Origin of the sequence: Methylobacterium sp. WL6, assembly GCF_008040095.1 — a bacterium.
GTDB lineage: Bacteria > Pseudomonadota > Alphaproteobacteria > Rhizobiales > Beijerinckiaceae > Methylobacterium.
The window spans coordinates 14,238-29,652 of the sequence record NZ_VRVH01000031.1; the positions used below are offsets into that span (position 1 = coordinate 14,238).

15 protein-coding genes and 1 pseudogene are annotated in these 15,415 nt (G+C 71.3%); 9 read left to right on the plus strand and 7 right to left on the minus strand.

All coding sequences use genetic code 11. The features are described 5' to 3' along the window. Positions 1–48: 48 nt before the first annotated feature. Both FV230_RS07105 and FV230_RS07110 read left to right on the plus strand, forming a co-directional pair. Entirely contained in the window at positions 49–999 is a 951-nt protein-coding gene (locus FV230_RS07105) for an NAD(P)-binding protein (RefSeq protein WP_246694781.1), read from the plus strand. After that, on the plus strand, positions 999–1,901 hold the full coding sequence (locus FV230_RS07110; RefSeq protein WP_147841837.1) for a histone deacetylase: 903 nt from the start codon (positions 999–1,001) through the stop codon (positions 1,899–1,901). The genes FV230_RS07105 and FV230_RS07110 overlap by 1 nt, the downstream gene beginning before the upstream one ends. On the opposite strand, the gene FV230_RS07115 is transcribed toward FV230_RS07110, so the two are convergent. Next, positions 1,895–2,473, minus strand: a complete 579-nt coding sequence (locus FV230_RS07115) for a TetR/AcrR family transcriptional regulator (protein ID WP_147841827.1) — start codon at positions 2,471–2,473, stop codon at positions 1,895–1,897. The two genes, FV230_RS07110 and FV230_RS07115, sit on opposite strands and share 7 nt — an antisense overlap. A gap of 79 nt (positions 2,474–2,552) precedes the next feature. Between FV230_RS07115 and FV230_RS07120 the strand changes: the two genes are divergently transcribed. The 3 genes from FV230_RS07120 (at position 2,553) to FV230_RS07130 (ending at position 7,884) form a co-directional block, all read left to right on the plus strand. Beyond that, positions 2,553–3,650, plus strand: a complete 1,098-nt coding sequence (locus FV230_RS07120) for an efflux RND transporter periplasmic adaptor subunit (protein WP_147841828.1) — start codon at positions 2,553–2,555, stop codon at positions 3,648–3,650. 83 nt (positions 3,651–3,733) lie between these two features. Next, on the plus strand, positions 3,734–4,816 hold the full coding sequence (locus FV230_RS07125; protein WP_147841838.1) for an efflux RND transporter periplasmic adaptor subunit: 1,083 nt from the start codon (positions 3,734–3,736) through the stop codon (positions 4,814–4,816). A gap of 2 nt (positions 4,817–4,818) precedes the next feature. Beyond that, entirely contained in the window at positions 4,819–7,884 is a 3,066-nt protein-coding gene (locus FV230_RS07130; protein WP_147841829.1) for an efflux RND transporter permease subunit, read from the plus strand. Here the strand turns inward: FV230_RS07130 and FV230_RS07135 are convergent. From FV230_RS07135 to tsaA, 3 genes are all read right to left on the minus strand, one after another. Continuing rightward, positions 7,871–8,410: a MarR family winged helix-turn-helix transcriptional regulator gene (locus FV230_RS07135; RefSeq protein ID WP_210248616.1), complete on the minus strand. Its 540-nt coding sequence runs from the start codon at positions 8,408–8,410 to the stop codon at positions 7,871–7,873. The genes FV230_RS07130 and FV230_RS07135 overlap by 14 nt on opposite strands. A 200-nt stretch (positions 8,411–8,610) precedes the next feature. Further along, positions 8,611–9,312 carry an SGNH/GDSL hydrolase family protein gene (locus tag FV230_RS07140; protein ID WP_147841830.1) on the minus strand — a complete coding sequence of 234 codons (702 nt, stop codon included), beginning with the start codon at positions 9,310–9,312 and terminating at the stop codon, positions 8,611–8,613. Continuing rightward, positions 9,309–9,815, minus strand: coding sequence for a tRNA (N6-threonylcarbamoyladenosine(37)-N6)-methyltransferase TrmO (gene tsaA / locus FV230_RS07145; RefSeq protein ID WP_147841839.1), 507 nt, complete (start codon positions 9,813–9,815; stop codon positions 9,309–9,311). Before tsaA ends, FV230_RS07140 begins: the two co-directional genes overlap by 4 nt. 170 nt (positions 9,816–9,985) lie before the next feature. Here tsaA and FV230_RS07150 point away from each other — a divergent pair, with 170 nt between their 5' ends. After that, the gene (locus tag FV230_RS07150) at positions 9,986–11,455 is read left to right on the plus strand and encodes an AMP nucleosidase (protein ID WP_210246687.1); all 1,470 of its coding nucleotides are present in this window, start codon (positions 9,986–9,988) and stop codon (positions 11,453–11,455) included. A gap of 9 nt (positions 11,456–11,464) precedes the next feature. Here FV230_RS07150 and FV230_RS07155 read toward each other — a convergent pair whose 3' ends face one another. Continuing rightward, a complete protein-coding gene (locus FV230_RS07155) occupies positions 11,465–12,625 on the minus strand; it encodes an alpha/beta hydrolase (RefSeq protein ID WP_147841831.1) in 1,161 nt (386 codons plus the stop codon). A gap of 358 nt (positions 12,626–12,983) precedes the next feature. Further along, the gene (locus FV230_RS07160) at positions 12,984–13,364 is read right to left on the minus strand and encodes a helix-turn-helix domain-containing protein (protein WP_147841832.1); all 381 of its coding nucleotides are present in this window, start codon (positions 13,362–13,364) and stop codon (positions 12,984–12,986) included. A 159-nt stretch (positions 13,365–13,523) separates the two neighbouring features. On the opposite strand from FV230_RS07160, the gene FV230_RS07165 reads away from it, so the two are divergent. The 3 genes from FV230_RS07165 (at position 13,524) to FV230_RS07175 (ending at position 14,992) form a co-directional block, all read left to right on the plus strand. Beyond that, a complete protein-coding gene (locus FV230_RS07165) occupies positions 13,524–13,892 on the plus strand; it encodes a DoxX family protein (protein WP_147841833.1) in 369 nt (122 codons plus the stop codon). 80 nt (positions 13,893–13,972) lie between these two features. Then, positions 13,973–14,353, plus strand: coding sequence for a glutathione S-transferase N-terminal domain-containing protein (locus tag FV230_RS07170; RefSeq protein WP_147841834.1), 381 nt, complete (start codon positions 13,973–13,975; stop codon positions 14,351–14,353). Positions 14,354–14,416: 63 nt separating this feature from the next. Beyond that, complete coding sequence (locus FV230_RS07175) at positions 14,417–14,992, plus strand: hemerythrin domain-containing protein (protein ID WP_147841835.1); 576 nt, start codon at positions 14,417–14,419, stop codon at positions 14,990–14,992. An 83-nt stretch (positions 14,993–15,075) separates the two neighbouring features. On the opposite strand, the pseudogene FV230_RS07180 reads toward FV230_RS07175, so the two are convergent. Next, positions 15,076–15,415 (minus strand): annotated as a pseudogene (locus FV230_RS07180) (penicillin-binding protein); the annotation flags it as partial.

A 15,415-nucleotide genomic window follows, 5' to 3' on the forward strand; every position in this document is an offset into this window, starting at 1 on the left:
GCATTTCAGCCGTATGACAGCCTCGGGCGCACCCAGGGGAGCGAAGCTTTGGCCGAAGGCGGAACCGTCGCGATCCTCGGAGCCGGCATGGCGGGCGGCGCCGCCGCCCAACGCCTCGCCCAAGCCGGCATCGCCGTCCGCATCTTCGACAAGGGCCGCGGCATCGGCGGGCGCATGGCGACGCGGCGCACCGGGACGGGCCAGCGCTTCGACCACGGCGCGCAGTTCTTCCGCGCCAAGGGCGACGCGTTCCGCGCGCAGTGCGCAACCTGGATCGCGTCCGGCGTCGCTGCGTCCTGGGGCGAGGACGGCCGCACCGTCGGCCTGCCTGGCATGCCGGCGCCGGTCCGCGCCCTGCTCGACGGCTTTCCGGTCTCGCTCGAGACCACGATCATCCGCATCGCGCGCTCGGAGGCCGGCTGGATGCTGACGGATGCGGACGGCGTCGCCAGCGGTCCCTTCGCCGCCGTTGGTCTGACCTTCCCGGCGCCGCAGGTCGTGGCGTTGATTGCGGCGAGCGGTCTCGTCCTGGCCGGGCCGGACCGGGCGACCTACGCGCCGTGCTGGTCGCTGCTCCTCGACCTCGACGAGCACCCCGGCTTCTCGAAGGCGCATCTGGCGTTCGCCGACGGTCCGATCGCGCTGATCGTGCGCGAGGAGACCAAGCCAGGCCGCGCGGCCGGTCACGCCCTGGTGGTGCATGCCGCGCCGGACTGGTCCCGCACGCATCTGGAGGATCCGCGCGAGGCGGTCCGGGCCGCGCTGATCGGCGCGCTCGAAGCCCGTCTCGGCCGGGCGGTCCGCCCGGCCTACGCCGCCGTCCATCGCTGGCGCTACGCCATGGTCGAGACGGCGCTCGGCGAGCCCTGCCTCTATGATCCGGCGCAGCGGCTGGGCGCGGCCGGCGATTGGTGCCTCGGCCCGCGGATCGAGGCGGCCTTCGACAGCGGCCGGGCGCTGGGCGAGCGCATCGTCGCGGACCTGAAGGGCGCGCGGTGATCCCGCCGATCGTGTTCCACCCGGCCTACGAGGCGAGCCTGCCGGCCGGGCACCGGTTCCCGATGCGCAAGTACGGGCGGCTCGCCGAAGTCCTGACGGAGCGCGGGCTGGCGCCGCGCGGGTTCGTTACGCCGGAGCCGGCCTCGCCCGAGCTGCTGCGGTTCGCCCACGATGCGGCTTACGTCGAGGCCGTCCTCGCTCTTTCGGTCCCGCGGGCGATCGAGCGGGCGATCGGCCTGCCGGTGGACGCGAGCGTCGTCCGCCGCTCGCGCGCCTCGGTCGGCGGCACGCTGCTCGCGGCGCGCCTCGCCCTCGCGCAGGGTCTCGCCGGAAGCGCTGCAGGCGGGAGCCATCATGCCCGGCGCGAGCAGGGGGCGGGGTTCTGCGTCTTCAACGACGTCGCGGTCGCCGCTCGCGCCCTGCAGGCCGAGGGCGCGATCCGGCGGGCGCTCGTGGTCGATTGCGACGTGCACCAGGGCGACGGCACCGCCGACTGCCTCGCGCGCTCGCCGGACCTCTTCACCCTCTCGATCCACTGCGAGAAGAACTACCCGACCGCCAAGATCGCCGGCGACCTCGACATCGGCCTGCCCGACGGGCTCGACGATGCCGGCTACCTCGCCGTGCTCGAGGCGCGGCTTCCGCCCCTCCTCGACGCGCTGGCGCCCGACCTCGTGTTCTACAATGCCGGCGTCGACCCGCATCGCGACGACCGCCTCGGCCGGCTCGCGCTCAGCGACGACGGGCTGCTTGCCCGCGACCGCTTCGTCGTCGGGCAGGCGCGCGCCCGCGGCATCCCGCTCGTCGCGGTGATCGGCGGCGGCTACACGCACGATGTCGACGCGCTCGCGGGCCGCCACGCCCTGGTGTTCCAGGTGCTGGCGGCCAACGCCCTCTACTGATCCGCGGGCAGCGCCCGCGCCTGGGTCTCGAGAGCGTCGAACAGGCAATTCAGCGCCGCGCCGTCGAGGCGGTGGAAGTCGAGCGAGCGGCTCAGCATCAGGCCGAGGATCGAGAAGGTCAGCGCCGCACCCTGGCCCGCGCGCCCCTCGATCGCGCCCATCGCCGCGAGCTGCTCGGCCAGGAAGTCGGAGAAGGCCGCCACGGCCTCGGGGTTGTCGGCCGACGCGATCAGCAGGGCATCCGGAAACCCGCATTCCTCGGCGTACATCTCGCGGGCATGGGCGATCACCGCCAGCGGCAGCGCGGCGGGCCCTCGCGGGCCGGCGGTGAGGCAGGCGGCGATGCCGGCGCGAAGCCGGCCGACCTTGCGGACCGCCAGCGCGGTCACGAGCGCGTCCTTCGAGGCGTAGTGATGCAGCACGCCGCCCTTGCTCAGCCCGGCTTCCACCGCGACGGCGTCGATCGTCAGCGTGCGGCTGCCGGAGCGCCGCAGCAGGGCTTCGGCCGCGTCGAGGATCACCTCGGCGCGATCCTGTCGCCGGCTACGCGTCTTCGCCGTCCCGTCGTCCATCGACACCACCCGTAAAAACCGTCTGGACGGTCGGTAAGATAGCGGATAAGTTTCGGCCGCGATAGATCGAGTCGGGACCATGCACGCCGTGAACCGAGGTTTTTCCATCGTCCTAGCGTCGACGCTGCTGGCGGCGACCGCCGTCCGTGCCGATCCGGTGCCGCTGATGGCGCAGACCCTGGTGCGCACGGTGATCGCGGCGGAAAGCCCGATTGCCGGCGACGTCGTCTTCACCGGCGACGTCCAGGCGCAGGGGCAGACCAGCGTCTCGTTCCGCACCGCCGGCAAGATCGAGACCCGCCTCGTCGAGGTCGGCGACCATGTCGCGGCCGATCAGGTCCTGGCCCGGCTCGACCCGCGCGAGCAACGCTCGAACCTCGCCAACGCGCAGGCGGCGCTCGCCTCGGCCGAGGCGCTGTCGACCCAGGCCAAGCTCGGGTTCAAGCGCCAGGAAGCGCTGATGGCGAGCGGCTACACCACGCGGCCCTCCTACGACAACGCCGAGCAGCAGCTGCGCACAACCCAGGCCGCGGTCGATTCGGCCAAGGCGGCCCTCGGCACGGCGCAGGAGCAGCTGTCCTACACCGAGCTGAGGTCGGGCGTGGCCGGCATCGTGCTCAGCCGCTCCCTGGAGACCGGGCAGGTGGTGCAGGCCGGTCAGTCGGTGCTGACGCTGGCGCAGGACGGGCCGCGCGATGCGGTCTTCAACGTCTACGAGGCCTTGCTGGCGTCCCCTCCGCAATCCGGCACCGTCGACGTGACGCTCCAGGGCGACGCGTCGGTGACCGCCGTCGGCAGCGTCCGCGAGATTTCGCCCACCGTCGATCCGGCCTCCGGCACCGTCCGCGTCAAGGTCGGCCTCAAGCAGACGCCGCCCGCGATGACCCTCGGCGCGGTGGTGATCGGCCGCGGCCGGTTCCAGAGCCACGCGGCGATCGTGCTGCCGTGGTCGGCGCTCTACCGGTGGGAGGACAAGCCCGCGGTCTGGGTACGCGATCCCGCCGGCGGCACGGTGGCGCCCCGCATCGTGACGATCGACCGCTACGGCCCCGACAGCATCGCGCTGTCGAGCGGGGTCGCGTCGGGCGAGGAGGTCGTCATCGCCGGCATCCAGTTCCTTCGCCCCGGCCAGACCGTGACGGTGGCCGAGCAGGTCGCGACGGGAGCAGCGAAGTGACGGTGTTCGAGCGATTCTTTGCCGCCGCCTTCCCTTCCTCCTCCCGCGCAGGGGGGGGAGGGGGGCGGTTTCGGGCCCCTTCCATCCTCGTCGGAACGTCGCTGCTCGCGCTCGCCGCCTGCAAGCCCGCCGAGGAGGCGAAGGCGCCGCCGGTGCGGCCGGTCCTGTACGCCGTCGCCAAGCCGATCGCATCGGTGCGGTTCGGGCCGTTCGCCGGCACGGTCGAGCCGCGCTACCAGTCGCAGCTCGGGTTCCAGATCGCCGGCCGGGTGGTCGCGCGCGACGTCACCGTCGGCGACCTCGTGAAGAAGGGGCAGCGGCTGGCTGCCCTCGACACCGTGGTGCCGCGCTTCGCGATGACCCGAGCCGAGGCCGATGTGGCGGATGCCAAGGCGCAATCCGAGAACGCCGCCGCCACCGAGGCGCGGACCCGGCGCCTGATGGAAGGCGGCAACGTCACCCAGGCGCAGCTCGACAGCACCGTCGCCAACCGCGACACCGCGCATGCGCGGCTGACCCAGGCGCAGGCGAGCCTGGAAAAGGCCCGCGACCAGATGGGCTACACCGAGCTCCATGCCGACTTCGACGGCGTCGTCACCCAGCGCAACGCCGAGATCGGGCAGGACCTCACCGCCGGGCAGACGGTGGTGACCGTGGCGCGGCCCGAGGTGCGCGAGGCGGTGGTCGACATCCCCGACGACCTCGTCGCGGCCGTGCCGAAGGACGGCCGCTTCACCGTGGCGCTGCAGAGCGCGCCCGAGATCACCGCCGTTGGCACCGTGCGCGAGACCGCGCCCTTCGCCGATGCGAGCACCCGCACCCGGCGTATCCGGATGTCGCTCGACAACCCGCCGCGCGCGTTCCGGCTCGGGGCGACGATCACCGTGTCGCTGGTGCGCAGGATCGCGCCGCGCTTCGTGCTGCCCGCCACCGCCATCCTCGGCGCCGACGGGCGCGATTCCGTGTGGATCGTCAACGCCGCCGGCGACGCGGCGAAGCGGTCCCCGGTCACGGTCTCGGACCGGAGGGGCGACTATGTCGGCGTCGCGAGCGGGCTGGCGGCGGGCGACCGCGTCGTCGTCGCCGGCGTCCACTCCCTCGCCGACGGCCAGACGATCCGCCTCGCGGATGCGCCCATCGTCGTTCCCGGCACGCAGGACTTCTGATCGTGGGTAGCTTCAACGCATCGGAATGGGCGCTCTCGCACCGCTCGTTCGTGTGGTTCCTCATGGCGATCTGCCTGGTGGCCGGCACGCTCGCCTATCGCGGGCTCGGCCGCGAGGAGGACCCGCCCTTCGCGATCAAGACGATGGTGGTTCAGGCGGTATGGCCGGGCGCCACCATCGGCGACACGCTCGAGCAGGTCACCGACCGGATCGAGAAGGAGCTGCAGCAGGTCGCGACCCTGGACTACGTCCGCAGCTACACCACGCCGGGCAACGCGACGGTGTTCGTGCAGCTGCGCGACACCACGAAGGCGTCCGAGATCCAGCCGTCGTTCTACCAGGTCCGCAAGCGCCTCGGCGACATCCAGGGCACCTTCCCGCAGGGGATGCAGGGGCCGTTCTTCAACGACGAGTTCGGCGACGTCTACGGCAACGTCTACGGCTTCACCGCCGACGGCCTGAGCCACCGCCAGCTGCGCGACTACGTCGAGGGCGTGCGCACCGAGATCCTGAAGGTGCCCAACATCGGCAAGACGCTGCTGCTCGGCACGCAGAAGGAGACGATCTTCCTCGACTTCTCGACGCGCAAGCTCGCCGGCTACGGCATCGACATCCAGTCGCTGATCAAGACGCTGCAGAGCCAGAACGCGATCTCGCCCTCGGGCGTCGTCCAGGCCGGGCCGGAGCGGGTCTCGGTGCGGGTGAGCGGGCAGTTCTCGTCCGAGACCTCGCTGGAGACCATCAACCTGCGGGTCAACGACCGCTTCTTCCGCCTGTCGGACGTCGCCGAGATCAGCCGCGGCTACGAGGACCCGCCGGCCGCCCTGTTCCGCGTCGACGGCAAGCCGGCGATCGGGCTGGCGATCGCCATGCGGCCGAACGCCAACCTGCTGCATTTCGGCGAGGACCTGAAGGCGCGCATGCGCCTGATCGAGGCGAAGCTGCCGATCGGCGTCGGCATCCACCTCGTCTCGGACCAGCCGCGGATCGTCGAGGAGGCGGTCGGCGGCTTCACCCAGGCGCTTCTCGAGGCGGTGGTGATCGTGCTCGCGGTCAGCTTCCTCAGCCTCGGCATCCGCGCCGGCCTCGTGGTCTCGATCTCGATCCCGCTGGTGCTGGCCATCGTCTTCGTCGTGATGCAGATCATGGGCGTCACCCTGCAGCGCATCTCGCTCGGTGCGCTGATCATCGCGCTGGGCCTGCTCGTCGACGACGCGATGATCACCGTCGAGATGATGGTCGCGCGGCTCGAGCTCGGCGATTCGCTGAAGAAGGCCGCGACCTTCGCCTACACCTCGACCGCCTTCCCGATGCTGACCGGCACCCTGGTGACGGTGGCCGGCTTCCTGCCGATCGGCTTCAACGGCTCGTCGGCCGGCGAGTACACCTACTCGCTGTTCGTGGTGATCGCCGCCTCGCTCCTGGTCTCGTGGGTGGTGGCCGTGCTGTTCGCGCCGCTGATCGGCGTGACGCTGCTGCCCAAGACCATGAAGAAGCACAGCCACGAGCCCGGCCGGATGGGGCGGCTGTTCCTGCGCGCGCTGGTCGCCGCGATGCGCTTCCGCTGGCTCACCGTCGCGGGCTGCGTCGCGCTGCTCGGCCTGTCGATGTACGGCATGACCTTCGTGCAGCAGCAGTTCTTCCCGGCCTCCGACCGCACCGAGATCCTGGTCGACTTCACCCTGCCGCAGAACGCGACGGTCACCGAGACGCAGGCCCAGATGGACCGTTTCGAGGCGACCCTGACGGGCGACCCCGACGTCGAGCGCTGGTCGTCCTATGTCGGCCAGGGGGCGGTGCGCTTCTACCTGCCCCTCGACCAGCAGCTCGCCAACAGCTTCTTCGGGCAGGTCGTCGTGGTGACGAAGTCGCTGGAGGCGCGCGACCGCCTGTTCCCCAAGCTCGAGGAGCGGGCGAAGCGCGACTTCGTCGGCACCGACGTGTTCGTGAACCCGCTCTCGCTCGGCCCCCCGGTCGGCCGGCCGATCCAGTACCGCTTGAGCGGGCCCGACCTCCAGGTGGTCCGCGCGAAGGCGCTCGCGCTCGCCGACATCGTTGCCAAGAGCCCGCATGTCGGCGTGCCGACCTTCGACTGGAACGAGCCCGGCAAGGTGCTGCGGGTCGAGATCCTGCAGGACAAGGCACGCCAGCTCGGCGTCACCAGCCAGGACATCGCCGGCATCCTCAACGGCGTCGTCGGCGGCACGGCGATCACGCAGGTGCGCGACTCGATTTACCTCGTCAACGTGATCGGGCGGGCGCAGGCGGCGGAACGGACCTCGCTCGAAACCCTGCAGAGTCTGCAGGTGACGCTCGCCAACGGCTCGGTGGTGCCGTTGCTCGCCTTCGCGCGGATCGCCTACGACCTGGAGCAGCCGATCGTCTGGCGCCGCGACCGGGTCGCGACGCTGACGGTGCGCGCCCCGATCATCGACGCGACGCAGCCGCCGACCATCGTGGCGGCGCTCGCCGCCGACATCGACGCGTTCGCCGCCGCTCTGCCGGAGGGTTACGCGCTCGCCACCGGCGGCGCGGTCGAGGAGGCGGCCAAGGGCCAGGGCCCGATCGCCGCGGTGGTGCCGGTGATGCTGCTGACGATGGCGGTGTTCCTGATGATCCAGCTGCAGAGCGTGCAGAAGCTGTTCCTGGTGTCGAGCGTAGCCCCGCTCGGGCTCATCGGCGTCGTCGCGGCTCTGCTGCCCTCGGGCAAGCCGATGGGCTTCGTCGCGATCCTCGGCATCCTGGCGCTGATCGGCATCATCATCCGCAACGCGGTGATCCTGGTGAGCCAGATCGAGGAATGCGAGGCCGACGGCCTCGGGCCCTGGGACGCGGTGGTGGAGGCGACGCGCCACCGCATGCGCCCGATCCTGCTGACGGCCGCGGCGGCGAGCCTCGGCATGGTCCCGATCGCCCGCGAGGTGTTCTGGGGGCCGATGGCCTACGCGATGATCGGCGGCATCATCGCGGCGACCTTCCTGACGCTGTTCTTCCTGCCGGCGCTCTACGTCGGCTGGTACCGGATCCGGCCGCCGGCCCCGAGCCGCCCGGCCGCTACCGCGGCTTGATCGGCCGGCGCGGCGAGGTCGGCGGCGCGGTCTCGTCGGGGGCGACCGCCTCGGGCGGGATCGCCACCGGCTTCGAGAACGCACCGAGGTTGTCGACCAGCTTCGTCAGCAGGCGGATCGTCTCGGCGACCTCGTCCGCGCTGAGCGCGGCGAGGAAGTTGCGCTCGCGCTCCAGCGCCACGACGGTGATGCGGTTGTGCAGGTCGAGGCCGGCGGGCGACAGCGCCAGCAGGCGGCGGCGGGCGTCCTTCGCGTCGCCCTGGATCAGCACCAGGCCGCGGCTCTCCATCCAGGCGATGCTGCGGCTCACCACGGCCTTGTCGAGGGCCGACAGCTCGCAGATCCGGTGTGCGGTGATCCACGGCTCGGAGGCGAGCCGGTACATGATCCGCCAGTCGGTCAGGCCGACCCCGAAATGCTGCCGGTAGAAGATTGAGGCGTTGTTGGTCAGCGTGTTCGACAGGTGCGTCAGCAGTGCCGGAACGTAGACGTCGGGATCGACGATGGCGGGCTCGTCCCGGTTCACCGCGGGGAATTCCTGTGCGCCGGCGATCGATCCACCCATTGACCATGCCCCGCCGAGACGTGCTCCTCCGTGCATCCGCTCGCGCGTTGCCGGATCGTCCCGGTATCCGGAATACTTAGACCCGATCGCACCCGTCGCGCACCTGCCGGCTGGAAACTTGTCTCCGCCGACACAACCTTTTTGGTCGTGCGCGGATCCGATCAGGGCGGCGTTGGGTCGCACAGGGCCGGCGCGAGCGCGCCGAGCACGGGCCGGTAGGCCGCAAGGTGGAGCCCGTCGCGCATCGTGCCGGGCTTGGCGAAGCCCGTCGCCCCGTCGCGGATCGCGGCGAAGGGATCGGCGAAGCGGCAGCCGAGCCGCGCGCACAGGGATTTGAGCCGATCCGAGTAATCCGCGACCGCGAGCGGGTCGAGGCGCCCGTCGAGCGCGCGACCGATCGGCGGCAGCGCCGTCACGACGAGGCGATCCGTGTTCGCCGTCAGCTGGCGGATGATCCGCGTCGCCGCCGCCTCGTAGCGCGCCGCCGCCGCGGCCTCGCGCGGGTGGTTCTTGGCCAGGATGTCGTTGGTGCCGATCGTCAGCACCGCCGCCCGCGGCCGGACCGGAAACCGGATGGTCGCGACGAGGTCGGCGTAGACCGGCGCGCTGGCGCCGCTGACCCCGCCGTTCACGAGTTCCAGGCCGCAGGGTCGTTGCGCCGGCGTTTCCAACTCGGCGTGGGAATCGCCGGCCAGGAAGACGTAGTCGGCGGGCGCCTCGTCGAGATGGACCTGCACCGCGGTGAGGCGGCCCTGTGCGTAGGCGCGGACGTTGACCGGCGCGACCGCGAGCATCCGCCCGATCAGGATGCCGGTGCCGACGAGGGCGAGGGCGGCGAGGCCGGCGACGATGCGGCGCCTCATGCGCGGGCGGTTCCGGCCCGGTCCACCGTCGCGTCGGGCCGGGAATCGGTCGTCGCATAGTAGGGCTTGATGTCGAGGAGCGGGGTGCCGTCGAGGCAGTCGAGACCGCGCACCCTCAGAGTCGCGCCGTCGCGTCCGAGCAGCTCCACCACCGAGAGCGCGATCGGGTTCGGCCGCGCCGGCGAGCGCAGCGAGAACGTGCCGCGGCTGCCGTCGGCGTGGCGCGGGCGCTGCACCAGCAGGCCGCGCTCGGCCCGGTCCATCCAGTACAGCAGGATCAGATGGCTCGCGCCCTCGACGTTCTGCAGGCCCGGCGCGTAGCGCGGATCGACCGCGACGGTGCAGGCCGCGTCGGTCTGCAGGCCGTTCTTCGGGCAGTCTCCGCGAACCGTCCACGGCGTGCGGATGCGGCCGATGAAGTGGAGCCCGGCATCGGCGCGATCGGGGAGGGCGACGGCCTCCTCGCCCGCGCGGCGCGCGAACGCGTCGCCGGCGGCGTCCATGCTGGTCGCGTTCTTGGCATCCCGATCGGTCATCCGCCGGCTTTCGGGCAACGCGACGCCGACCGCAAGCCCCGTCTCGCGCGCACGGGCGCCGGGGTGTAGAGCCGGGCGGGACGGGCCAGGCAGGATCTGAACGGGGAACGCGCGTGATCGAGAACGAACTGCGCCCGATGGAGGCGGTGGCCGACGTCGCGACCGCCGTCGACCGGCTGGTCGAGCTGCATGCCGGCGCGACCCAGGCCCTGCGCACCGCGCTGACCCGCACGCTGGACGGCGGCAAGCCGCCGGACGCCGCCGAGCGGCTGCAATTCCGCTACCCGGAGCTTCGCGTGACCTACCGGCCCGCCGGCCCGGTCCCGCGCATCAGCCGCGCGACCGCCAAGATGCAGGCGCCGGGCACCTACAGCACCACCGTCACCAGCCCCGCCGACTTTCGCGCCTACCTGACGGCGCAGCTCGAGCCGCTGGTGGCCGATTACGGGGTCGGGCTCGAGGTCGGCCTGAGCGCGCAGGAGATCCCGTATTCCTACGTGCTCGAGCCCGGCACCGACCTCGGCGCGGGACGCGTCAGCCCGGCCGAGCTCGCGACCTGGTTCCCGGTGCCGCTGCTCTCGCTCGTCGGCGACGAGATCGCCGACGGGACCTGGCAGCCGATGGCCGACGAGCCGCGCCCGCTCGCCCTGTTCGACGCCGTGCGGGTCGATTACTCGCTCCGTCGCCTCGTGCACTACACCGGCTGCGACTGGCGCGAGGTCCAGCCCTGGATCCTGCTGACCAACTACCACCGCTACGTCGACCAGTTCGTCCGCCACGGGCTGGAGCGCCTCGCCTCCGGCGCGGAGGGCTTCACCAAGCTGGTCATGCCGGGGGGCATCACCGTGACGCGCGGCGAGGCCGCCTCCGCCGACCCGGCGGCGCTGATGGCCGCCTCGCCCTGGCACCGCTTCCAGATGCCGGCCTACCACCTCGCGTCCGAAGGTGCCGACGGCACCGCGCAGGGCACGACGCTGGTCAATATCGGCGTTGGCCCCTCGAACGCGAAGACGATCACCGATCACCTCGCGGTGCTGCGCCCGCATTGCTGGCTGATGGTCGGGCATTGTGGCGGCCTGCGGCAATCGCAGACCATCGGCGACTACGTGCTCGCCCACGGCTACATGCGCCGCGACCGCATCCTCGACGAGCTGGTGCCGCCGGACGTTCCGGTGCCGGCGCTCGCCGAGGTGCAGCTCGCGCTCCAGGCCGCGGCCGCGCAGGTCACGGGGGAGAAGGCCGACGCGCTGAAGCGGCGCCTGCGCACCGGCACGGTCGTCACCTACGACGACCGCAACTGGGAGCTGCGCTTCAGCCAGGAACGCCGCCGGATCAACCTCAGCCGCGCCATCGGCGTCGACATGGAGAGCGGGACGATCGCCGCGCAGGGCTACCGCCTGCGGGTGCCCTATGGCACGCTGCTCTGCGTCTCCGACAAGCCGCTGCACGGCGAGATCAAGCTGCCGGGCGCGGCCAACGCGTTCTACGAGCGAGCGGTGGCCGAGCACTTGCTGATCGGGCTCGCCGCCCTCGACATCCTGCGCGGCGACCGCCACGGCCTGCACTCGCGCAAGCTGCGCAGCTTCGACGAGCCGCCGTTCCGGTAGGCCGCGCCGCTACTTCAGCCTGCCGGCGATCCATCCGATGATCGCGTCGGCGACCTCGCCGTTGTTGGTCTCCAGCATCATCATGTGGCCGTTGCCGTGGATGCCGTGCTCGGCCAGCGCCAAGCGGTCGGGCTTGGCGCCCGCCTGCTCGAGGAAGGCGCCGGTGCAGTCGTCCATCGTCGCGCGGAACGAGGCCTCGGCCGTCACGATCACGGCCGGTACGCGGGCGAGATTCGGCAGCTTGCGTGCCGGCTCGGCCTGGAGCCAGCAGCGGATCTGGCCGGGACGGAGCGGCGCCTCGGACTGCGCTACGACGAGGTCGGTCGGGGTCGAGACCGGCGGATCGAAGGTGAGTGGCACGCGGGTGATGCCGTAGGGCCGGGCACGCGCCTCGCCGACCTTCTCGTACCAGTCCGCTCCCCCCTTGAAGCGGATGTCGTAGAAGGTCGGCCCGTTCGGCTCGACCGCGACATGCGCCTTCACCAGGTCGGGGCGCCGGTCCGACACCGCCCATCCGAACACGCCGGCCTGCGAATGCGTCAGCAGGACGGACGGCCCGATCTTCTCGAGCAGCGCGATCAGCGCGGGGTCGACGAGCTCCTCGCTGCGCAGGGCGCTGGCGATGAACGGCACCTGCGAGAAGTAGAACTGGTCGAACGCCGCGTTGCCCCTCACGCCGGCCCCGCCGGGCCAGCGGGTGTGAAGCTTGGCCTGCGGAAACAGGTCGAAGCGCTCCTGCCCGGTGAAGACCGTCTCCAGGTCGTTCGGCGCGAGCCGCGCATAGGGGCCGTAAGCGTCCGGATCGTCGCCGGACCGGCCGCGGCCGACCTGATCGACGACGTAGACGGCAAACCCCTTCTCGACGAACCGATCGACCCAGCCGGGACGCCCGTCCGGCGTGCCGAGGAAGTTCACGCCGGTCTGCGCCGTGCCGTGCACCATCACCACGGGATAGGGCTGCGCAACCTCGACCGGCGCGTGATACTGCACGAACATCTGCCCGACGGCGGCACCCTTGCCCGCGACCGTCTCGTAGGCGCCGCCGACGAAGAAGTAGCCCTCGCGCTGCGCCGGCTTGAAGGTCGCCGGATGGTCGGGCGCAGGCTCGGCCAGAGCCGGTGACCCGAAGCTCAGCAGCGCCCAGGCGAGACCCAGGACGGGTTTCCGCATCGTGACCTCCCGCAGACGTTCTTGTTCGCGTCGGATCGGACGCTAGCAGCCGCCGGCGACCGCGTCAGGCCGTTTGGCTCGCGGACCGATAGGGCGACGGTCGTCTGTCCCCGAACCCAACCCTCGAAGGCTTGGGCGCCACCGGACGAGAGAATCAACGCGGCGGGGTCGCCGCCGATGCGGCAGCGGGGGGCCTTCCGTTTCCGCTCGCATCGGGCTTCCTCGGCATTTTGCACGGTGACCGCCACAGCACGCGCCGCATGTTCCGGCGCCGTCCGATCATGCCGCAGAGGCGCCGTCGAGCGCTAACGGCGCCCGTCACCGACGCCAGTGAATCCACGGGTGCGATGGGGTGGCGTCAGGCCGCCTCCGCGCGCGCATCGTACGATGCCTGTGCCGCGTCGATCCGGGCGAGGTTGTCGAATGCCCATCGCCCGAGCGCCTGGATCGGCTCCGCGAGGGAATGCCCGATCTCCGTGAGTTCGTAGTCGACGCGCGGCGGGATGGTCGGCGTCACCGTCCGGGTCACCAGACCGTCCCGCTCGAGATGGCGCAGCGTGAGGGTCAGCATCCGCTGCGAAATGCCGTCGACGCCGCGCTTGAGTTCGCTGAAACGGCACGCGCGCTCACGCAACAGCATGATCACGAGCACGGTCCACTTGTCGCCGATGCGCGACAGCAGTTGCGAGACGCGCAGGCACTCGGGCGAGTGCTTCGCCTGGGACGCGGTCACATCCATGTAACCTCGGTATCCGGTTTGTGCCGTCTTGCGACGGCTCCGCGAACTAATATCATGACCTGGTCACTAAGCGAAACCGAGGCACCAGACGGAACCCCGTGCATCGGCGCGCGCGACCGGCGATCGCTCCGGCTTCACCGTCCAGCAAGGAGATCGCGCATGTCGCAGACCCTGGTCGCTCCTGCAGCTACGCCCGCGCGCGCTCGCGACATCACCATCCCGATCCTGACGGCGTTGCTCGTCGTCGCCTGCCTGGGGGCCGGCGGTGCCAAGCGCGCCGGCGTTCCGATCATGATCCAGTCCTTCGATCAGATCGGCCTCGGGCAATGGCTCGGGATCGTCACGGGCGTGATCGAGGTCGTCGGAGCCGCGACCCTCCTGGTGCCGGGCTACGGGTTCTTCGGTGCCGTCAGGCTCGCGGCGAACATGACAGGTGCGATCCTCGCCCACCTCCCGGTGCTGCCGTCCTCGCCCTCGCCGGCGATCCTGCTGCTGGTCGCGAGCCTCGCCGTCGCCCGGCTGTGCTGATGCCTCTCAGGATAGCGGCGGACGTCGTTTGTTCCGGCCGCATCGACCTTTCGAGCCCGCATCGAACAGGAAACCCGACGATGACCGATACCCCGTTCAAGCCCGTCATCTACCTGATGGCCGGCTGCCCGTTCTGCTTCAAGGTCCGCCTGTTCCTCCTGGAAACCGGGCAGCTCGACCACGTGACCTTGCGGGAGTTCGTCCCAGGCACGAAGGAGCAGACGGCGATCGGCAGCCTTCTCGCACGAACCGGAACCCGGGTCGCCTATCCGACGGCCGAGCTGACGCCCGGCGTCCTCACCGCCGAGTCCGATGCCATCGTCGCGCATTTCGCGACACGCGCGGGCCTCGCCGCAGACACCCTGCCGACCTACGCGTCGTATCTCGCCGGCGTCTTCAAGAGCCTCCAATTGCTCTACATCGAGAACATGGAGCTGAAGAGGCGCCAACCGGCGGGCTGACGCGGAGGCGCGAACCCGGTCCCTCGCCCTTCCCACGAGTTCCGAAGCGAAAGCCTGCCCGCCATGACGGTCGAACCCATCCTGACCCTGGAAGGGATCCCCTTCCTCGACGACGCGACCCGGCCCAGTGCACCGGCCATCCCCGGCGTCACCCCGATGCAACGCGCCCGAGGGCGGCGCCTGGGCCTGTATCACCGGCACCACCTCGCCGAGCTTGCCGCCGTCCGCGCTGCGCTCGACCGGTTCCGGTCGGGGACCGGCACCGTCGAGGCCGTGTCCGAGGGCGTCGCGTCCCTGTCGATGGTCGCGAACTACCGCGCGTTCGGCAACCTGTGCGGGCAACAATGCCAGATGCTCCAGATGCATCACGACATCGAGGAAGGCAGCGTCTTCCCGGCCATCAGGCAGGACGCAAGCATGCGCCCGGTCCTCGACCGCCTCGGCGCGGAGCACCGGACCGTTCACGCCCTGCTCGAACGCATCCTGCAGATCGCGCGCGCCATCGCCGTGGATCCGCGCCGGGACTACGCCCTCGCCCTGGGCAGGATCTACGAGACCTTCGAGCAGATCGTGATCTCGCATTTCGGCTACGAGGAGCGCGAGCTCGAGGAGGCGATCGGGTTCTACAACGCGTTATGAACGGCCGCCTCCAACCGGAGCGCTTCGTCGATCGCCGCGGGCCCGGATCGCATGCAAGGCCCCGGGTAAGCCGGGACGTTTCCTCAGCGGCGCCCACCCCACATCCCGGTGCGTTCCGACCGCGCCTGCTCCTCCGCCGCGAGCAGGTCGGGCGGCGCGTCCTCGCTGGCGCGGGCGCCGCCGGCCGAGAGGATCAGCGCGGCGAGGTCGTCGCCGTCGATGCGGCAGCGGGTGCCTTGGGTTCCGCCGGCATCGGGCGCGCACACCACCTCGCGGCGGCGCAGGTAGCGCGCGAGCTGGCGGGCGAGGTGGCCGCCCTGGCCGTCGACGCCGGCGAGCCGCACGGTGCGGCCGCGGAACGACAGGGTGCCGGTGTCGATCACCTCGGGCACGCCGCGCGCCTCGGGGCCGGCGTGCCCGAGG